This is a genomic window from Pseudoclavibacter sp. CFCC 13796 (genome assembly GCF_008831185.1).
Lineage (GTDB): Bacteria > Actinomycetota > Actinomycetes > Actinomycetales > Microbacteriaceae > Pseudoclavibacter_A.
In genome coordinates this window covers 246,061-264,253 of the sequence record NZ_WBKD01000001.1, presented here as the reverse complement: position 1 = coordinate 264,253, position 18,193 = coordinate 246,061, and the positions used below count along the sequence as shown (strand labels likewise).

9 protein-coding genes are annotated in these 18,193 nt (G+C 67.8%); all 9 read left to right on the top strand.

The features are described from left to right. The first annotated feature begins 255 nt into the window (after nucleotides 1–255). The 9 genes from F8O07_RS01240 (at nucleotide 256) to F8O07_RS01200 (ending at nucleotide 18,138) form a co-directional block, all read left to right on the top strand. Nucleotides 256–1,989 carry an ABC transporter ATP-binding protein gene (locus tag F8O07_RS01240; RefSeq protein ID WP_158030362.1) on the top strand — a complete coding sequence of 578 codons (1,734 nt, stop codon included), beginning with the start codon at nucleotides 256–258 and terminating at the stop codon, nucleotides 1,987–1,989. Continuing rightward, nucleotides 1,989–3,992, top strand: a complete 2,004-nt coding sequence (locus F8O07_RS01235; protein WP_158030361.1) for an ABC transporter ATP-binding protein — start codon at nucleotides 1,989–1,991, stop codon at nucleotides 3,990–3,992. The genes F8O07_RS01240 and F8O07_RS01235 overlap by 1 nt, the downstream gene beginning before the upstream one ends. Nucleotides 3,993–4,106: 114 nt before the next feature. Next, nucleotides 4,107–5,225 (top strand): PP2C family protein-serine/threonine phosphatase, encoded by a 1,119-nt coding sequence (locus F8O07_RS01230; protein WP_158030360.1) that lies wholly within the window; start codon nucleotides 4,107–4,109, stop codon nucleotides 5,223–5,225. A gap of 64 nt (nucleotides 5,226–5,289) precedes the next feature. Further along, nucleotides 5,290–6,414 carry a serine/threonine-protein kinase gene (locus tag F8O07_RS01225; protein ID WP_158030359.1) on the top strand — a complete coding sequence of 375 codons (1,125 nt, stop codon included), beginning with the start codon at nucleotides 5,290–5,292 and terminating at the stop codon, nucleotides 6,412–6,414. Beyond that, on the top strand, nucleotides 6,411–12,344 hold the full coding sequence (locus F8O07_RS01220) for an Ig-like domain-containing protein (RefSeq protein WP_158030358.1): 5,934 nt from the start codon (nucleotides 6,411–6,413) through the stop codon (nucleotides 12,342–12,344). The genes F8O07_RS01225 and F8O07_RS01220 overlap by 4 nt, the downstream gene beginning before the upstream one ends. An 85-nt stretch (nucleotides 12,345–12,429) precedes the next feature. Next, entirely contained in the window at nucleotides 12,430–13,404 is a 975-nt protein-coding gene (locus tag F8O07_RS01215) for an AAA family ATPase (protein ID WP_158030357.1), read from the top strand. Beyond that, the gene (locus tag F8O07_RS01210) at nucleotides 13,401–14,750 is read left to right on the top strand and encodes a DUF58 domain-containing protein (RefSeq protein ID WP_158030356.1); all 1,350 of its coding nucleotides are present in this window, start codon (nucleotides 13,401–13,403) and stop codon (nucleotides 14,748–14,750) included. The genes F8O07_RS01215 and F8O07_RS01210 overlap by 4 nt, the downstream gene beginning before the upstream one ends. Continuing rightward, nucleotides 14,747–17,269 carry a transglutaminase-like domain-containing protein gene (locus F8O07_RS01205; RefSeq protein ID WP_158030355.1) on the top strand — a complete coding sequence of 841 codons (2,523 nt, stop codon included), beginning with the start codon at nucleotides 14,747–14,749 and terminating at the stop codon, nucleotides 17,267–17,269. Before F8O07_RS01210 ends, F8O07_RS01205 begins: the two co-directional genes overlap by 4 nt. Continuing rightward, nucleotides 17,266–18,138: an FHA domain-containing protein gene (locus F8O07_RS01200; RefSeq protein WP_158030354.1), complete on the top strand. Its 873-nt coding sequence runs from the start codon at nucleotides 17,266–17,268 to the stop codon at nucleotides 18,136–18,138. Before F8O07_RS01205 ends, F8O07_RS01200 begins: the two co-directional genes overlap by 4 nt. Nucleotides 18,139–18,193 lie beyond the last annotated feature (55 nt).

The window sequence follows — 18,193 nt, the reverse complement described above, 5'->3', positions numbered from 1 at the left end:
CCCAACGCGACACGCATCTGTTCCTGCACCTCCGACAATGCGAACACCCGTTCGCACCACACCGCGACGCTCCTGACGACGCTCAAGGCGACGCGCTGCGCGACCACCTGAGCCAGCATCCCCAGCCGATTTCGCAGTCGGGGTGGCAGGCCACACATCGCGAGGCGCGCACCATCGAGTCGAGAGCGCTCGCAGAGGCTCAGGGCTGATGTGCTCGCCGGGCCGCTGACGTGTCCCCGCAGCAGAGAGACGCTCATGACTCTGCTCAGACTGCTGACCGCATTCACCAAGCGCTACTGGCCCTGGGTCGTGGCGGTCTTCGTGCTCCAGCTCATCTCGACGCTGGCTGCGCTGTACCTGCCCAGCCTCAACGCCGAGATCATCGACGACGGCGTGAGCCAGGGTGACACCGATCTGATCTGGTCGATCGGCGCGAGGATGCTCCTGGTCTGCTTCGTCCAGGTGGTCACCGCCGTCGGGGGCATCTGGTTCGGCGCGCGCACCGCCATGGCAGTGGGTCGCGACCTGCGTGCCGGTGTGTTCGACACCGTCACGTCGATGAGCGCGCAGCAGGTGAGCGGGCTCGGCGCCGCCACGCTGATCACCCGAGGCACGAACGACGTGCAGCAGGTGCAGATGCTACTGCTCATGACCCTGAACTTCATGGTGTCGACCCCGATCATGTGCATCGGCGGCATCGTCATGGCCGTGCGCGAAGACGTCGGGCTGTCGTGGCTGGTCTGGGCGTCGGTGCCGCTGCTGCTGGTCATCGTGGGCTTTCTGGTCGCCAGGCTCATGCCGCTCTTCCGCGGCATGCAGGATCGCATCGACGACATCAACGGCGTGCTGCGCGAACAGATCATCGGCATCCGCGTCGTGCGGGCGTTCGTGCGCGAACCCCATGAGACCGCACGCTTCGCAGGCGCGAATCACCGTCTCACCGACGTTTCGCTCAGAGTCGGCGCCATCTTCGTGCTCATGTTCCCCGTGATCGGCATGGTGCTGCACCTCGCGACCGCAGCAGTGCTGTGGTTCGGCGGGCACCGGGTTGACGCAGGCGAGATGCAGGTCGGCTCGCTCACCGCATTTCTGCAGTACCTGCTGCAGATTCTGATGGCCGTGATGATGGGCACTTTCATGGTCATGATGATTCCGCGCGCCGTCGTGTGCGCCGAGCGCATCGACGAAGTGCTGAGCACCGAGCCCGATCAGACCGAGCCGGAGCACGAACGCGAGGTGCCGCGCACCGGCGTGGTCGAGTTCGACGGCGCGGGCTTTCGCTACCCGGGTGCCGAGCAGCCGGTGCTCGCCGACCTGACCTTCACCGCGCGTCCCGGCGAGACGGTTGCGATCATCGGCTCGACAGGGTCGGGCAAGACCACGCTGCTCAGCCTGATTCCGCGACTGCTGCAGGCGACCGCCGGCGAGGTTCGCATCGACGGCGTGCCGGTCGACGAGCTCTCGCGCCGTCAGCTCGCCGAGCGGGTGAGTCTGGTCACGCAGCGGCCGTTTCTGTTCTCGGGCACGATCGCGAGCAACCTGCGCTTCGGGCGCGAGGACGCAACCGATGACCAGCTCTGGCAGGCGCTCGAGGTCGCACAGGCGGCCGATTTCGTGCGCGAGCATCCCGACGGCCTCGAACGCCGCATCTCGCAGGGCGGCACCAACGTCTCGGGCGGCCAGCGGCAGCGGCTCTGCATCGCGCGCACGCTGGTCGCACACCCCGACGTCTATCTCTTCGACGACTCGTTCTCAGCCCTCGACGTGGCGACGGATGCGCGGCTGCGGCGCGCCCTGAAGCCTGCGCTGGCCGGGTCGACGGCGATCATCGTGGCGCAGCGCGTCGCGACGATTCGCGAGGCGGATCGCATCCTCGTGCTCGACGACGGCCGCATCGTCGGTCAGGGCACGCACGATGAGCTGCTCGCCTCGAACGAGACCTATCAACAGATCGTCAGATCGCAGCTGTCGGCAGAGGAGGCGGCGTGATGAGCGAACGCGCAGACAAGCGAGACGCGGCACAGACGAAGGCCGCGGCCTCACACGTGCACGAACCCGATGACGAGGACTTCATGCCGGCGCCCGGCGACGGCGACATGTTCGGAGACGCCCCAGCGGTCACCAAGGCACAGCATTTCTGGCCGTCGGTGCGACGCCTCTTCGGCCTGCTTGCTCCGCACAAGCTGCCGCTCGTGCTGGTGCTGCTGTTCGTCACCTGCTCGGTGGTGCTGAACGTCTGGGCGCCCAAGGTGCTGGGCCAGGCGATGGACACCATCTTCAACGGCGTCGTCGGCAGCCAGCTGCCGCAGGGCGTCAGCCGAGATCAGCTCGTCGAGCAGATGCGTGCCCAGGGCGACACGCAGATGGCCGACATGCTCGCCAACATGGACGTGGTGCCCGGCATGGGCATCGACTTCACGCGGCTCGGCGTCATCATCGTCATCGTGCTGGGCATGTATGTGATCTCGTCGGCGTTCATGTGGGCGCAGGGCGAGGTGCTCAACCGCATCACCATGCAGGCAGTCAGCAAGCTGCGCTCCCAGGTCGAAGACAAACTCAACGCGCTGCCTTTGAGCTATTTCGACACTCGCAAACGCGGCGATCTGCTCTCGCGCGTCACCAACGACGTCGACAACGTGCAGAACGCCCTGCAGCAGGCCTTCGCCCAGCTGGTGCAGTCGGCGCTGAGCGTCATCGGCGTCACGGTGATGATGTTCGTCGTCTCGTGGCAGCTTGCGCTGGTCGCCCTGCTCGCGCTGCCGCTCGCCGCTGTGATCACCGGCGTGATCGGCGTGCGCTCGCAGAAGCTCTTCGCGGCTCAGTGGAAAGAGACCGGCCAGCTCAACGGCACTATCGAGGAGTCGTTCTCAGGGCACGATCTCGTGACCATCTTCGGGCGCAGCGATCGCATGGAGCAGGCTTTCACCGAGCAGAACGGCCGCCTGTACCAGGCGTCGGCGGGCGCTCAGTTCGTGTCGGGCATGATCATGCCGGTGATGCAGTTCGTCTCGTACCTGTCATACGTGGGCATCGCGGTGCTCGGCGGGCTGAAGGTCGCCTCGGGCACGATGACGCTGGGCGACGCGACCGCGTTCATCCAGTACTCGCGCGAGTTCACTCAGCCGCTCGCACAGATGTCGGGCATGGCCAACATGCTGCAGTCGGGCGTCGCCTCGGCCGAGCGCATCTTCGAGCTGCTCGACGCCGACGAACAGGATCCCGACACCGCCACCGAGGAGCTGCCCGAGCATCCGACCGGCCGCGTCACCTTCGACGACGTGAGCTTCAGCTACGACCCGGACGAGCCGCTCATCGAGCACCTCTCGTTCGAGGCGCAGCCGGGCCAGACGATCGCGATCGTCGGCCCGACCGGAGCAGGCAAGACCACTCTGGTCAATCTGCTGATGCGCTTCTACGAACTCACCTCGGGGCGCATCCTGCTCGACGGCGTCGACATCACAGACATCTCACGCGCCGACCTGCGCTCGCAGACCGGCATGGTGCTGCAGGACACCTGGCTGTTCAAGGGCAGCATCCTCGAGAACATCCGTTACGGCCGACTCGATGCGACCGACGACGAGGTCGTGGCCGCCGCACAGGCCACCTTCGTCGATCGCTTCGTACGTCAGCTGCCCGAGGGCTACGACACCGTCATCGACGAAGAGAACGGCAGCATCTCGGCCGGCGAACGTCAGCTGATCACCATCGCGCGGGCGTTCCTCGCCCGACCGACGCTGCTGATTCTGGACGAGGCGACCTCTGCGGTCGACACCCGCACCGAGGCGCTGGTGCAGCACGCGATGGCGGCCCTGCGCACCGATCGCACCTCGTTCGTGATCGCCCACCGACTCTCCACGATTCGTGACGCCGACACGATTCTGGTCATGGAGCACGGCAGCATCGTCGAGCAGGGCAGTCACGACGAGCTGCTCGAACAGCACGGTGCCTATCGTCGGCTCTATGAGAGTCAGTTCAGCGGCGCGGCCGAGTGAGTGGGAGTCAGGCGCTTCTCGATCGGCTGGTGACGCTCTTCGGCTGACGCCTCGGGGCGAAGCCGCAGGGTAACGTTGAGGCGAGCATCGCCGCCGACATGAGGAGCCAGCACTGTGAACGCCCTGCAGATCAACGCCGCCCTCGCCACTGACGTCGGTCTGCGACGCAGGCTGAACGAAGACGCCGGCATCGCCGAGCGACCCGTCTATGCGGTTGCCGACGGCATGGGCGGGCACGATTCGGGCGAGATCGCGAGCGAGCTGGTGATCGAGCGGCTGCGTGCGCTCGCAGCGGCTTCGACAGGTGGTGCGGCGTCGGCGGATGCGGTGGCCGATGCTCTGCGGCAGGCCCAGCGCGAGGTTGCCGAGCTCTCGGCGAGTCGCCCGCATGGCGCAGGGTCGACCGTCAGCGGCGTCGCGCTGGTCGAGTCGGCAGGCGAGCCGCACTGGCTGGTCTTCAACGTGGGCGACTCGCGCGTGTACCGGTCGCGCAACGGGTCTCTGGTGCAGTGGACGCACGACCACTCGCAGCTGCAGCAGTGGCTCGACGCCGGTCGCATCACGCCCGAGCAGGCCGCCGAGAGCTCACGAAGCAACGAGATCACGAAGGCGGTCGGGGGCGACGACTCCGATCCCGACTTCTTTCTGGCGCCGGTCGTCACCGGCGAGCGGCTGCTGATCTGCTCTGACGGACTGCACGGTCTGGTCAGCGCCGAGGCGCTGCGGGCCTCGCTCGTGATGGGCGGCACTCCCCAGACGACGGCCGACTCGCTCGTGGAGCGCGCACTGATCGCCGGGGGCACCGACAACGTCACGGTGATCGTGGTCGACGTGGTGTCGGGCGGGTCGCTCAGCGACCCGGAGTCGCCCAGCGAAAGCCTCGCCTCGCTGGCCGACGTTGCGTTGGTGCACAAAAGGCGTCGAAGCGCGGCCCACCATGAGGTCGAGCACTCCGCAGAGACCGGAGACACCCGCTATGTCTCTCGGTCGAGCCGACGGGCGCGCATCCTCACTGAGGCAGACGAGACCGTGCTGATCACTCCCAGCGAGTCCGACGACGACCTCGACGACGACACCGTCGTGATCAGGCGCGGGCCGACTGCCGCCCCAGACGAGTGCGTCGTCGAGCCCGTCGACGATACAGTGCCGGTCGGCCGGGCCTCCGACGAGGCCGACACCAGGCCGATTCGTCGAGAGCGGCGTGCGCGAGCATCCACTGACCGTTCGCAATAGCCATTTCGACGTGTGTCTTCGCCCTCCTGTGCCTTAGAATCGCTAGAGACTTCGGGAGGGTGACATGGGCAAAAGACTGCCGTCCGCTCCTCCGGTGCTTTCCGGCTGCACCTATGTGCGGCCGCTGGGAACCGGCGGCTTCGCCGACGTCTTCCTGTTCGAACAGGACATGCCCCGTCGCCCGGTCGCGGTGAAAGTGCTGCTCTCCGACGTCGTCGACGAAGACGTCGTGCGCATGTTCAACGCCGAGGCCGACGTCATGGCGCGGCTCAGCTCGCATCCCGCCATTCTCAACGTCTATCAGGCGAGCATCGCTCCCGACGGCCGCCCCTGCCTGGTCATGGAATACTGCCCGACGGGCGTCTCCCCGGCCTATCGCGAACGGGTGCTGCCGCTGCCGGCGGTGCTCGACATCGCTGTGCGCATGGGCAGTGCGCTCGAGACCGCACACCGGGCGGGGGTGCTGCATCGCGACATCAAGCCCTCGAACATCCTTTTCACCTCGTTCGGCACGCCGGTGCTGGCCGACTTCGGCATCGCGACCTCGCTCTCCGGCCGCCACGCGACCGATCTGTTCGCCATGTCGGTGCCCTGGAGCGCACCGGAGGTCGTGCGCGAGCAGACGAGAGGCACGGTCGCCACCGAGGTGTACTCGCTGGCTGCGACCGTCTACACCCTGCTGGCCGGGCATTCGCCGTTCGAGATACCGGGCTCTGGGCGCAACTCGGCAGACCGGCTCAAGGCGCGCATCGTCAAAGGCCGCATCACGCCGATCAACCGCGAAGACGTTCCGCCCGCACTGCAGCAGCTGCTGCAGCGATCGCTGTCGACCAATCCCGCCGAGCGCCCGGCGACGGCGCTCGAGTTCGCCCGCGCGATCCAGCAGATTCAGCAGCAGATCGGCGTCGTGCCCACGCAGCTCGAAGTGGCCTCGTCAGAGTGGGCGGGCGCCGGGTCGGTGCTCGGGTTCGATGACGCTGCGCTGCGCGGACCGAAGCGTGCGGCTGTGCCGGTGGCCTCGGGCCGCCGGCGGCACGGCCGCAGCGTGCGCGAGCTGGCGACGCAGACTGAGGTGGTCGATGAGGCCCGAGGTGCTTCGGGGCGGGGTCGCCTGTGGCTGTGGTCTGGCATGACCGCTGCGCTCGTCGTGATCGCGGTGGCCGTCACCATCTGGGTGGTCGGGCGGTGAGTCCGGCCGGCGTCGCAGGTGCGGGCGTCGGCCTGCAGCGCCTGCTGCGCAGCCGATGGACGCGGTGGATCGCGCTGCTGGTGATCGTCTCGCTGGCAGCGGTGGGCGTCATCGTCTGGCGCGGAGTGCCCACGCAGCAGGCCGACTTGGCAAACCCCACAGTGTGGTCGGTCAACGGCCGTGGCCCGCTCTATGGGCAGGTCAACACCGACGTCACCGAGCTGGGTGCGATTCACGCGGGCGACCCGAGCGCGTTCAGAATCAGCGGTGTGCTGCAGAGCGGCTCTGACGTCGTGCTCTACAGCGACCAGCAGAAGCTGAAGACGGTCGACCCCGCGAACCCGGTGAGCGTCGACGACCCGCAGGAAGTCACCGCGGCGCCCTTCGACGCCGATGTGATCGTGCCCTCCGGCGGTTACGTCGCCTTTCTGAACCGCAAGACCGGCGCGCTGGGCGCGGAGTCGATCGGCGATCTGGCCAGGGGAGTCTCGCCGTCGCCGATCAATCGGCGTGAGGGCGATGAGACCGAACGGTTCGTGGCCGGTGCCGTCACCGAGCGGGGGCGCCTCTTCGGGCTGAGCAGCGCGGGAGACCTCGTCGAGTTCGACGTCACCAGCGGCAGAGAGGCCGCACGACGGTCGACTGACGGGCCGACGTCGGGCGACAAGGTCGAGATGACGGTGTTCGGCGAGCATTGGGCCGCCCTCGATCACAGCGACAGCGGCGCGACGCTGTGGATCGACGGTGCGCAGGTGGAGTCCTCGCTCGGCGCGGGTGCTCGGCTTGCCGTCGCCGATGCAGAAGCCGACCAGCTTGCGACTGCCGACGAATCGGGGCTGCGCACCTTCGACGCGAACGGCGATGACGGCGACGTCAGTGTGGATGCGCAGGGCACGCCCGCCGCCCCGGTCTGGGAGGCCGGCTGTCTGCATGCCGCCTGGGGGTCGGGCAGCGCGATGTCGGTCTCAGACTGCGGCGGTGATTCGCAGTCGCTCGACGTACCGACTCAGGCGGCTGCGAGCACGAGCCAGCCGGTGTTCCGACGCAACAACGGCGGCTTTGTGCTCAACGACGTGGCCTCCGGGCTGATCTGGCAGCGCTCGGGTGACGACTGGACGCTGGTGCCGTCGTCGGTCGCCTGGCAGCGTGATGACGAGCAAGAAGAGACCACCGACGCGCAGCAGAACCTGGACGCCCGACAGAACGAGTGCCCGATTCCGGCCAGCGGCGCCAACGCCGAGTTCGGGGTGCGGCCCGGACAGCTCACCACGGTTCCCGTTCTGGTGTCGGCACTCGATCCGAACCCACAGGATACGATCTCGATCGTGCCGTCGGCCGACAGCCCGAAGTGGGATGCGGGCGGTCTCGGCGATCTGTCGGCGGTCAATGACGATCAGGCCGTCGCGCTCTCGCCGACGGCGACCGAGGGCAGCGGCACGATCGGCTTCGTCATCACCGACGGCTCTGACTGTCGGATGAACGCCGAGGCCAAAGTCACCGTGCACCCGCTGAGCGAGAACAGCGCACCGGAGTATCGCGCGGTCAACGACCAGTCGTTGGCCAACCTGCAGGTCGCTCCCGGCGGCTCGCTGCGGTTCAACGGGCTGAACGGATGGGTCGATCCCGATGGCGATCCGGTCTACGTGACGCAGGCCACCGCATCCGCCGGCACCGCCGCAGCCACGCCGTCGGGCATGATCGCCTACAAGGCCGACGACGACCAGCCTGCCGGCCGCGTCGTGATCACCGTCGAGGTCTCCGACGGCCGCGGCGGCGTCGCGACGCGAGACGTGCCGGTGACCGTCGCCGACTCCCCGCTGCTCAAGGCGCGCTCGTTCTCGCGCACGGTCACCGTCGGCACCTCGCCGTCGATCGACCTCAGCGAGTTCGTCAGCGGTGTCTCGGGTGGTGGCGTCGAGGGCAGCCGCGTCGAGCTCAGCCGCGCCACCGTCGATGAGAGCCTGCAGTCGAAGGTGCGCGTGCAGCCCAGCAGCGACTCGCTCTCGGTGAGCGTCATGGCGAGCGAGGCCGGGGTCTACCCGGTGACGTATGAGGTGAAGTCGGGGTCGAGCCAGGCGACCGCGACGCTGCTGATCACGGCCAGTGCCGCCGAGAGCAAGATGAGCACCCCGCCCATCAGCGTGTTCCTGCGGCCCGACGAAGACGTCACCGTCGATCCGCTGCAGCCGGTGAGCAACCCCGGCGGGCGAGTGCTGATGGTCGGCGACGGCCAGCAGTACTCGTTGGCCGACCCGAGGTCGTCGCTCAATGCAGCGGCCGTCGGCGGAAGTTCGCTGCGGGTCAGCGGGCAGACTCCCGACAAGCGCCCCGGTCGCATCGGCACGTTCACCTACGCGGTGACCGACGGGGCGCAGACGATCACCGGCCAGGCGACGGTCTTCCAGCTGGACGAGAGCCTGTCGACGAAGCCGGTCGCCGTCGCCGATCAGGTGACGGTGCGGGCGGGCGATCAGATCGACATCCCGGTGCTCGACAACGACGTGGCCCCGGCGGGAGGCACTCTGATGCTCGACCCGCGGCAGACCACCGACGATCTGCCTGGTCTTGCCTTCCCCTCCGGCTCCGTGCTGCGCTATCTGGCGAGTGACACACCGGGCAGCTATACGATCGACTACCGAACTTATTCCGCGGGGCACCCGGGGGAGGGCTCGATCGGCCGGGTGAACGTGCGGGTGACCACCGAGGACGGCAACCAGTCACCGACCCCCAAGAACATCGACGCTCGTGTCGAGGCACGCAGCAGCACGATGATCAGCGTGCCGAGCTTCGGCGTGGATGCCGACGGCGACGACGTCAGCGTGGTCTCGGTCACGCAGCCGGGGCAGGGCGGGTCGGCGCAGGTGCTCGCGGACGGGCGGGTGCAGGTCAGCAGCACCGATGACGCCGGGCCGATCGAGTTCGACTACACCGTCGCCGATTCGCGCGGGGCGACCGGTACCGCGCACATGCGGGTCGGTGTCATCACGAACACCACGCTGGCTCCCATCGCCTACAACGACTACGTCGAAGCCGCTCCCGGCACCGATGCCGTGACGATCGACCCGACGCTCAACGACACCCGCGTCGGTGACGAGAAGCTCGAACTGCAGTCGGCCGACGAAGTGGTGTCAGCAGCGGCAGAGGGTGACGCAGCGCGATCGCCGGTCGAGGTCTCTGACAACACGGTCACGCTGCACCCCGGTCGGTCCGTCGGCAAGACCGTCTTCACATACACGGTGCAGAGCGCAGGCGGCAGCACCGCCACTGGAAGCATCGTGCTGAACGTCACCAACGACGCTCTGCCGCAGTACCCGGTGCTGGTCGACACCGTGATCGGTGCGGGAGAGATCGACGGCGACTCGTTCGGCGCTGACGTCATCGCCAACAAGCTGGTCTGGTCGGGCCCTGACCTCTCGGTCGAACTGCGCGGATCTCCCGAGGGCATGCGTCTCGACGGCGATCGGGTGCAGGGGTCGCTGCGCGACCACCGGCAGATCGTGCCGATTTCGGTCACGGCACCCAAAGGCGACGCCGAACAGGCTCCGCAGACGTGGGCGTTCGTCCGCGTGCCGAAGAAAGACGCCCTCCGGCCACAGCTCAAAGACCCGACCAAGGTGTACGAGGTGCACGAGCAGCAGCAGGTCTCGGTGAATCTCGTCGATGAGATCGGCCGGCTCAGCGGTCGCACGCTACAGGTCAACGCCGCCCGGGCATCCGGCGCACGTTCGCAGGCGACCTGCTCGTCATCCGGCACCACGGTCACCTATGCGGCCGGCGGCGACAGCCAGGTCGAGCGCGACACGTGCAGCGTCGAGGTGCAGTGGGCCAGCGACGACGGCACCCGCAGCACTGTCGCTCTGCCGATGAGGATCACGCTCGACAACCCGCCGCCCGAGATGCGCGCGCAGCAGATCGCGGTCGTCGCGCCGGCCGAGTCCAAGACCGTCTCGCTGACCGACTCGGTGCAGTGGACCGACGACAAAGGCAAACTCGGCTTCCAGTGCGGGCCGGCGTCTGGCGCGCCCGGTGTCACGGTGACCTGCAGCGGCTCTTCGGCGACGATCACGGTCGCCGCCGACGCGCAGCAGGGGTCAGTGGCCGGCTTTGACGCGAAGATCGTGTCGCCGTCGTTCGCCCCGCAGCCCGGTGCGCGGCTCAGCGTGCAGGTCGGCACGCTGCCGCCGCAGACGCTGTCGGCGGCCGGCCTGTCGGTCGATGTCTCGGAGGGCGACGGCGGCGCGGCTTCGGGCAGCGTCGACGCGCTGGCTCCGAACGGTTCGATCAGCAAGTATCGCCCGGTCGAGCTGACCGGTGTGAGCTTTGCCGGCGCCGCAGGAGTGACCGCTTCGATCAGCGGCTCGAACATCTCGGTGCAGGTCGCGGCGAACTCCCCCGGCGGCGTGAAGAGCGGCACCTACCAGGTCAGAGACGCGCAGGGGAACACCGGTCAGGGGCGCATCGAGGTCAACTACCAGGCGCGGCCGAACAGGCCGAGCGTCAGACTCGACACGGTCGGTGACGGCACGGTCACACTGGCGATCGCCCAGAGCGAGACGCTGAGCGTGCCGGCCGTGACCGGCTTCAACGTGACCTACGGCGGCGGCTCGAAGAACTGTGCCGTCGGCGGCACCTGCACCATCGGCGGCCTCAAGAACTTCGAGAACCAGACCTTCACCGTCGCTGCGGTCAACGACGTCGGGTCGTCGCGTGAGACGGCGTCGGTGTCGGGCTTCGCGTACAAGGCGCCGTCGACGCCCAGCATCGGCACCGTCGCACCCTCTGGCGACCGCCAAGCGAGGATCGAGGTCAGCATGCCCGACGACAGCGCCTCGACCATCACCCTGACCAGTGAGAGCGGCAGCTCCTCCGGGCTGGGAGGCTCGGGAGGAACCACCACCATCGGCGTGAACAATGCGCCGACAGGAGTCACCGTCACCGCATCCGCCCGCGACGTGCCGACCGGACTCCGCCAGGCGCCCGCAACCACCGCAGGCACCGCGACGACCTCTGCCTACGGCGTCGGCAAGCCGGGCATCTCCGGCGTCTCTGCGTCAGCCCAGAACGGTTCGGTCTCGGTCACCGGCGACATCAGCGCCCAAGGCGGTCAGACCAAATACTGCTGGATCGTCAACGGAGAATGCAGACGTGAGGGGTCTGGCGGCAATGCGGCGACCACGTTCGGCCCGAGTGACCTGAATAAGAACAGGCCGAACACCTTCGTGCTGCAGGCCGAAGGGCTCGACGCTGAGGGCAGAAGCGTCGGGTGGGACACGACATCGCAGTCGAACAGTGTCTCTGCGACGCCGATCACATTCCCCTCGAGTGCAGGCACAGTCAAGTATCGGGTGAACAACGACGGCACGTTCGGCGGTCTGGTCGACAGCGAAGACGACGGCTTCACTGCCGTGGGCGAGGGCCCGCTCCCGAGCGCATCGAATCAGAGCTACACGATTCGATGGAGATTCTCCGACGGCACGACCGACAGCCAGACCTACACCGTCGGCCCAGCCGGCACGCCGCAGTACCCCTTCTCCATCGGGGAGTCGAGCGGCTGGCAGAGCGGCACCGTGGAGCACGCCTTCACCAGTGCGGCAGAGTGGACCTTCACGCTGCCTGCGATGCCGACCGTCAATGCCTCGAGCGGTGACTACGAGGTCAAGGTGCAGTACCGCAAGGGCAGCGGCAACTGGCAAAAGCTGGAGGCAGGCGCCACTTCTGTCAAGCTGCCTGAGGGCACGGCGACCTACACGTTCCAGTGGTCCGTGGAGTTCAAGAACCAATTGGATCACGCGAATTCAGTCGAGCGACAATTCACCCTGAAGACGCAGGCCTATGAGCCGCCTGCCCCTGCCCCTGCCCCTGCCCCTGCCCCGGAGCCTGAGCCTGAGCCTGGAGGCGGCGAGGGCGGCAGACCCGCGACCACCCCGTGACGCTCGTGATCGCCACCAGCGGTCAGCGCGATGTCACCAAGCATCCATCGAAACAGACCAAGCATCCATCGAAACAGGAGAACGCATGAGCAGCAGCATCACCGTCGAGCAGTCGGCGTGGTTCGGCGACACCTTCGGGCGCCTCGTCGACAACGTCGAGCAGGCGATCGTGGGCAAACGCCACGTCATCGAGCTCGCCTTCACCGCGCTGCTCTCCCGCGGGCATCTGCTGCTCGAAGACGTTCCGGGCACCGGCAAGACCGCGCTTGCCCGGGCGCTCTCGCGCACCGTGCAGGGCACCTCGTCGCGGGTGCAGTTCACCCCGGACCTGCTGCCTGGCGACATCACCGGCATCAGCGTGTACGACCAGAAGCGCGGTGAGTTCGAGTTTCACAAAGGCCCGATCTTCGCGAACATCGTGCTCGCCGACGAGATCAACCGCGCCTCGCCGAAGACGCAGTCAGCGCTGCTCGAGGTCATGGAAGAAGGGCAGGTCACCGTCGACGGCGTCACCCGGCCGCTCGACAGGCCGTTCATGGTGATCGCGACGCAGAACCCGATCGAGCAGGCAGGCACCTACCGCCTGCCCGAGGCGCAGCTCGACCGCTTTCTGATGAAGACCTCGCTGGGCTACCCCGACTCGGCGTCGACCCGTCGCATCCTCGAAGGCGCCGCAGTCACCACCGATCAGATTCCCGGCATCATTCTGCCCAAGGCCGTCAACGACATGATCGCGCTCACAGGCGGTGTGTTCGTCGAACCGGCGCTCATCGACTACATCACGCGGCTGGTCGAAGCGACGCGTGACGCGGCGCAGACGAGGCTGGGCGCCAGTGTGCGCGGCGCTCTCGCACTGGCCAACGTGTCGCGCACCTGGGCGCTCGCACACGGGCGCAACTTCGTCACGCCAGACGACATCAAGGCGCTGGCGCTGCCGGTGCTCGGGCACCGCATCATCCTCGACCCCGAAGCCGAGTTCGACGGCGTCACCGCTGACCAAGTCATCGGGCAGGTTCTGCTCGACACCGCTCCGCCGACGCAGGGAGCTGCCCAGTCGTGACCTTCGACCCCAGCACTCGCACCTCGACGCGCACCGAGACCGTCACCAGCTTCGCGCAGGGCAGCGTCTCGACGCGTGCTCGCGCACGGCTGAGCGTGTTCGGCGCGCGTTCCGTGCGCAGGGCTCGGCGGTGGATGCGGCATGCCGTCCGGTGGCTCGGCGAGACCGTGACGGCGGCGGGGTGGGTCGCCGTCGCGGTCGCCGTCCTGGCGACGCTGCTGGGGCTGAGCCTGGGGATCGTCGAGTGGCTGGTCGCCGGGCTCGCCGCATTGGTGCTGCTGCTGATCGGATCGGTGTTTCTCTTCGGGGCGAACGCCTACCAGATCGACCTCGGTGTGCTGGAGGATCACGTCGTCGCCGGTGACGAGGTGACCGGCGACATCACTGTCACGAACGCCTCGCGGCGGCCTGCCCTGCCGGGGCGACTGGAGATTCCCATCGGCGCCGCCCTGGCCGAGACGCACGTGCCCCTGCTGCTGGCGGGAGCCACGCATGCGCAGCGCATCGGCATCCCCGCCCAGCGTCGCGGCGTCATCGCCGTCGGGCCGGTTCGCTCGGTGCGCGCCGACCCCATCGGACTGCTGCACCGTGACATCCAGTGGACCAAGAGGCACACGCTCTTCGTGCACCCGAAGACCGTGTCGCTGCCGACGACCGCCAGCGGCTTCGTGCGCGACCTCGAAGGAACGCCCTCATCGGTGCTGGTCAGCGACGACATCTCGTTCCATGCCGTTCGCGAGTACATGCCGGGAGACGCCCCGCGCAACATCCACTGGAAGTCGACGGCCAAGACCGGCACGCTCATGGTGCGTCAGTACGAAGAGACGCGTCGTTCGAAGGTCGGCGTCGTGCTCGGCATGGCAGCTGACGACTTCGCCGCCGACGATGAGTTCGAGCTCGCGGTGAGCGCCGCGGCGTCGATCGGCGTGCGTCTCATTCGTGACCGGCGAGATCTCGACGTGGTGGTCAGCGCAGAGGTGCCCGAGTCGGCCCGGCGAGTCATCCGGTCGGCACGTCGGCTCAGCACGTTCACGCCGATCACCCTGCTCAACGACTTCAGCGGGATCGACCGCAGCGCCCAGATGATGCGCCTCGACGAGGTGGCCACGCTGACCGCCCAGCAGATCGACGGGCTGTCGCTGGTGTTCATGGTGTGCGGTTCGTCCCTCTCACTGCACGATCTGCAGACGGCAGCGCACCGATTCGGTCTCGACACCGCGGTGGTCGTCGTGCGCGTCGACCTCGACACCGAGCCTGGGGTGCAGCGCATCGGCGACATCACCGTCTTCACGCTGGGCGTGCTCGACGACCTTCGGCATCTGATGGCGAGGGTGGTGCAGTCATGAGTGACGTGGGTCAGGCGCGGGCCGTCTCGCGCGCACAGCTGGTCGCCACGCTGGTGTTCACCAGCGTCGTGCTGGCGCTCGTGATCATCGGATCCTGGCCGATCTATCGCAAACCCACCCTCTTTGTGGCCGGCGCAGCGGCGCTCGTCGCAGGTCTGGCCGTCGGACTCATCATCGTGCGGCGGCGCCTGCGGGCACTGCCGGCACTGGCGCTCGCACTGGCGACATACGCCGTCGTCGGGCTGCTGGCAGCGGTGCCGTCGACGTGGTCGGCGCTGCCGGCCACCTTGGGCGACGGCGCACTCGAGGTGCTGACCGCTCCGGTCACGGGCTGGAAGAACCTGCTCACGATCACGATTCCGGTCGGCGACTTTCAGGGCATGCAGCTGCCGCTCTTTCTGGTCGTCTACGTTGCAGCTCTGCTCTCTGTGCTCTTCTCGCTGCGTCTGGTGCGGTTCTGGGGGCTCGCTCTGGCGGCGCTCGCGGTGGCGCTGCTCTTTCCAACGGTCTTCGGCGCGCGGGCCACCGCCGAGGCGGTGACGGTGCCGCTGCTCTCCCTGCGTGCACCGGTGCACCTGATCTGCGGCCTGCTGGGCCTCGGCCTTCTGCTGGCCTGGCCGATCGTGCGGCAGCGACGGCAGCGCCTGGCCGCTCGCGTCGCCTACGCCAGCGATGTGATCGGGGATGCCGAGGGCGAGACCGCTCGAAAGTCGACCGATGCCGCGAAGGTCGCCGTCGCATCCTCGGGCAGGCGCGCCGCACGACTGCGACGGATCGCTCTGGCCGTCGGCATGGCCGTCGTCGCAGCGGTGGTGGCCGGAACGGTCAGCGGCCCGCTGCTCGGCGACCGCGATCGCATCGTCGGCCGCAGCGTCGTCGAACCCGAGACGCAGGTGCCGCCGCTGAACAGCCCGCTGGCGGCCTTCCGCCGCAACTTCACCGCGGCGCATCTGAACCAGACGCTGCTCAGCGTCAGCGGCGATGCACCGCAGCGGCTGCGGTTCGCGACTCTCGGCGAATACGACGGGCAGGTCTTCCGCACGGCAGATCCCGAGCAGAGCAACAGCGCCGACACCGCGTTTCGCCGGGTGCCGTTCGTTCTTGACACCACGGGTGCGACGCGTGACGCGACGGTCACTGTCGGTGACTACCAGTCAGTGTGGGTGCCTCTCGGCGAGCAGCTCGAGCAGCTGCGCTTCGACGGCGGCGACCAGCGGTCGCTCGGCAGCCGGTTCTTCTTCAGCGACCGTCTGCAGTCGGGCATCCAGCTCGCAGATCGGGCGGGGCAGCAGGGTCTTCGCTCTGGCGACGAGTACACGTTCTCGTTCGCCCCGAACGACGAGCAGCCGTCGTCTGAGCTGGGCCCCGGGGTCGGCCCGGTCGACGGGGTCAGCGCCGATCTGATGCCCGCGCTCAACGACTGGGTCGCCCAGAAGCGCGAGGGCGGGGCCACGCTCGGCGAGGTGCAGCGGCTGAATCGGCTGCTCATCCAGCGCAGCTATCTGGGGCACAGCAAGGATGATCCGGGCCACGATGAGAACAGCTGGCTGCCTCGGGACTATCAGTTTCGCAGCAGCGACGCCGGGCATACGCGTGCACGTATCGACGGGCTGTTCGCCTCTATGCTCGACAGCCGCTATCTCGACTGCTCGAGCACGGTGTCGCAGTGCGCGGCCACGGTCGGCGACCAAGAGCAGTATGCGACGGCGACCGCGCTCGTCGCACGAGTGGTCGGCTTTCCGTCTCGGGTCGTCTACGGAGCGAAGGTCGACGACGACGGCCGAGTGCGGGGCCGGGATGTCACGGCCTGGGCAGAGGTGCTCACCAGCGACGGTCGGTGGGTCGCCATCGACGCCGACCCGCGCATCGACAACCGCTTCGTCGAGAACCCAGACCAGAACGCGTTCAAGCGGTACAGCCCGACGACGGCTCAGCAGAACGCAGGGCAGGTGCCGCCGCCGGACAAAGACCCGTCGGGGGGAGACCTCGGGTCAGATGTCGCCAGTGGCAGCCAGACGCTCGCTCAGGTGCTCGCGATCGTGCGCTTCGCCACGACGGTGCTCTTCTGGGCTGCGCTGATCACTCTGCCGCTCTGGGGAGTGCTGCTGCTCAAGCTTCTGCGCCGTCGCCGTCGTCGTACTCGGGGCACCGCTGACCAGCGCGTCGTCGCCGGCTGGGACGAGCACGTCGACAACATCGTCGACGCCGGGGGCAGCGTACCGATTCGGGCCACGCGACGCGAGATCGCCGAGCCGCTGAGCGACGAGAGCCGACAGCTGGCCGACCTCGCCGACTGGGCGGCGTTCTCTGGAGTCGCACTGAGCACCGAGCAGGCTGCCGAGTACTGGCGGCTCGTCGACGCCGAACGCACTCGGATGGTGGCGGGCAGAACCCGCTGGCAGCGGTGGAGGGTGCGGTTGTCGCCCAAATCGCTGACAGGATATGTTAGACGCGTGCGCATTCTTGCACAGGTACCCCAGCGTTTCCGCTTGGGGCTGGGAAGAGGAAAGACAAGATGACGAATCCGCAGTTTCCCTCGTACGGATCCAATGACTGGACCGGTGGTCCTTCCCTCGCCCAGCAGGCAGCCGATCCGGCCACCTCGCCAGAGCAGATGCGCGTCATCATCCAGCAGGATCCCTCGCTCTCTGCGGTCGTGGCGGTGAACCCGAGCGTCGATGACGCACTGCGAACCTGGCTGTGGGAGTACGGCGGCGACGACGTGCGTCAGGCCATGACCGATCAGTACGAGCAGGCTCTGCAGGCTCAGCAGGCATTCGCGGCGCAGGCGACGGCCGACGGCGGTCTCGGACAGCAGGAGGTCGTCGTCGAGCAAGTTGTGTCGGCACCAGAGACGCCGACTGCCTCGTGGTACCGAGAGTCAGCGCCGGTGATCGACTCGGTGCCCGGGTTCACGGCTGCAGAACCGGCATCCGCACAGGCATACGCGGCAGAGCAGCAGGCGCCGCTCGCTGATGGCTTCGGCTCGACGGGCTTCGGCACTGCCTCCGACGTCGAAGACGACGACGTCGAGAAGACTGTGCTGGTGCGCCGCAATCATCGTCCGGTCAGCCGCCTGCTGCTGGAGTCTGGTGACAGCGTCGAGATCGAGGCCGATGTGGCGATTCTGGGACGCAACCCACGAGGTGAGTTCAGCCGACGTGATCAGATCGTGCGCATCCCCGATTCGCACAAGACGATCTCGAAGACGCACGCCAAGCTGGAATGGGTCGACTGCGGCTGGTTCATCACCGATCTCGAGTCGACGAACGGCGTGACGCTGGGCACGGCCGACGATGAGGTCGAGATCACCCCGAACACCGCGACTCCGCTCGACGGCCCGTTCGCGCTCGGGCTCTACCGTATGGAGCTCAAAGTCGATCGCTGATTGTGGCCAGGCGCCAGCCGATCAGAGCTTGTGCGTCGGGTGTGCAGTGTGTATA

Bases quoted from the DNA above. Each gene is read 5' to 3' on its own strand.
- F8O07_RS01235 (WP_158030361.1), top strand. From the start codon at position 1,989: ATGAGCGAACGCGCAGACAAGCGAGACGCGGCACAGACGAAGGCCGCG.
- F8O07_RS01240 (WP_158030362.1), top strand. From the start codon at position 256: ATGACTCTGCTCAGACTGCTGACCGCATTCACCAAGCGCTACTGGCCC.
- F8O07_RS01200 (WP_158030354.1), top strand. From the start codon at position 17,266: ATGACGAATCCGCAGTTTCCCTCGTACGGATCCAATGACTGGACCGGT.
- F8O07_RS01215 (WP_158030357.1), top strand. From the start codon at position 12,430: ATGAGCAGCAGCATCACCGTCGAGCAGTCGGCGTGGTTCGGCGACACC.
- F8O07_RS01225 (WP_158030359.1), top strand. From the start codon at position 5,290: ATGGGCAAAAGACTGCCGTCCGCTCCTCCGGTGCTTTCCGGCTGCACC.
- F8O07_RS01205 (WP_158030355.1), top strand. From the start codon at position 14,747: ATGAGTGACGTGGGTCAGGCGCGGGCCGTCTCGCGCGCACAGCTGGTC.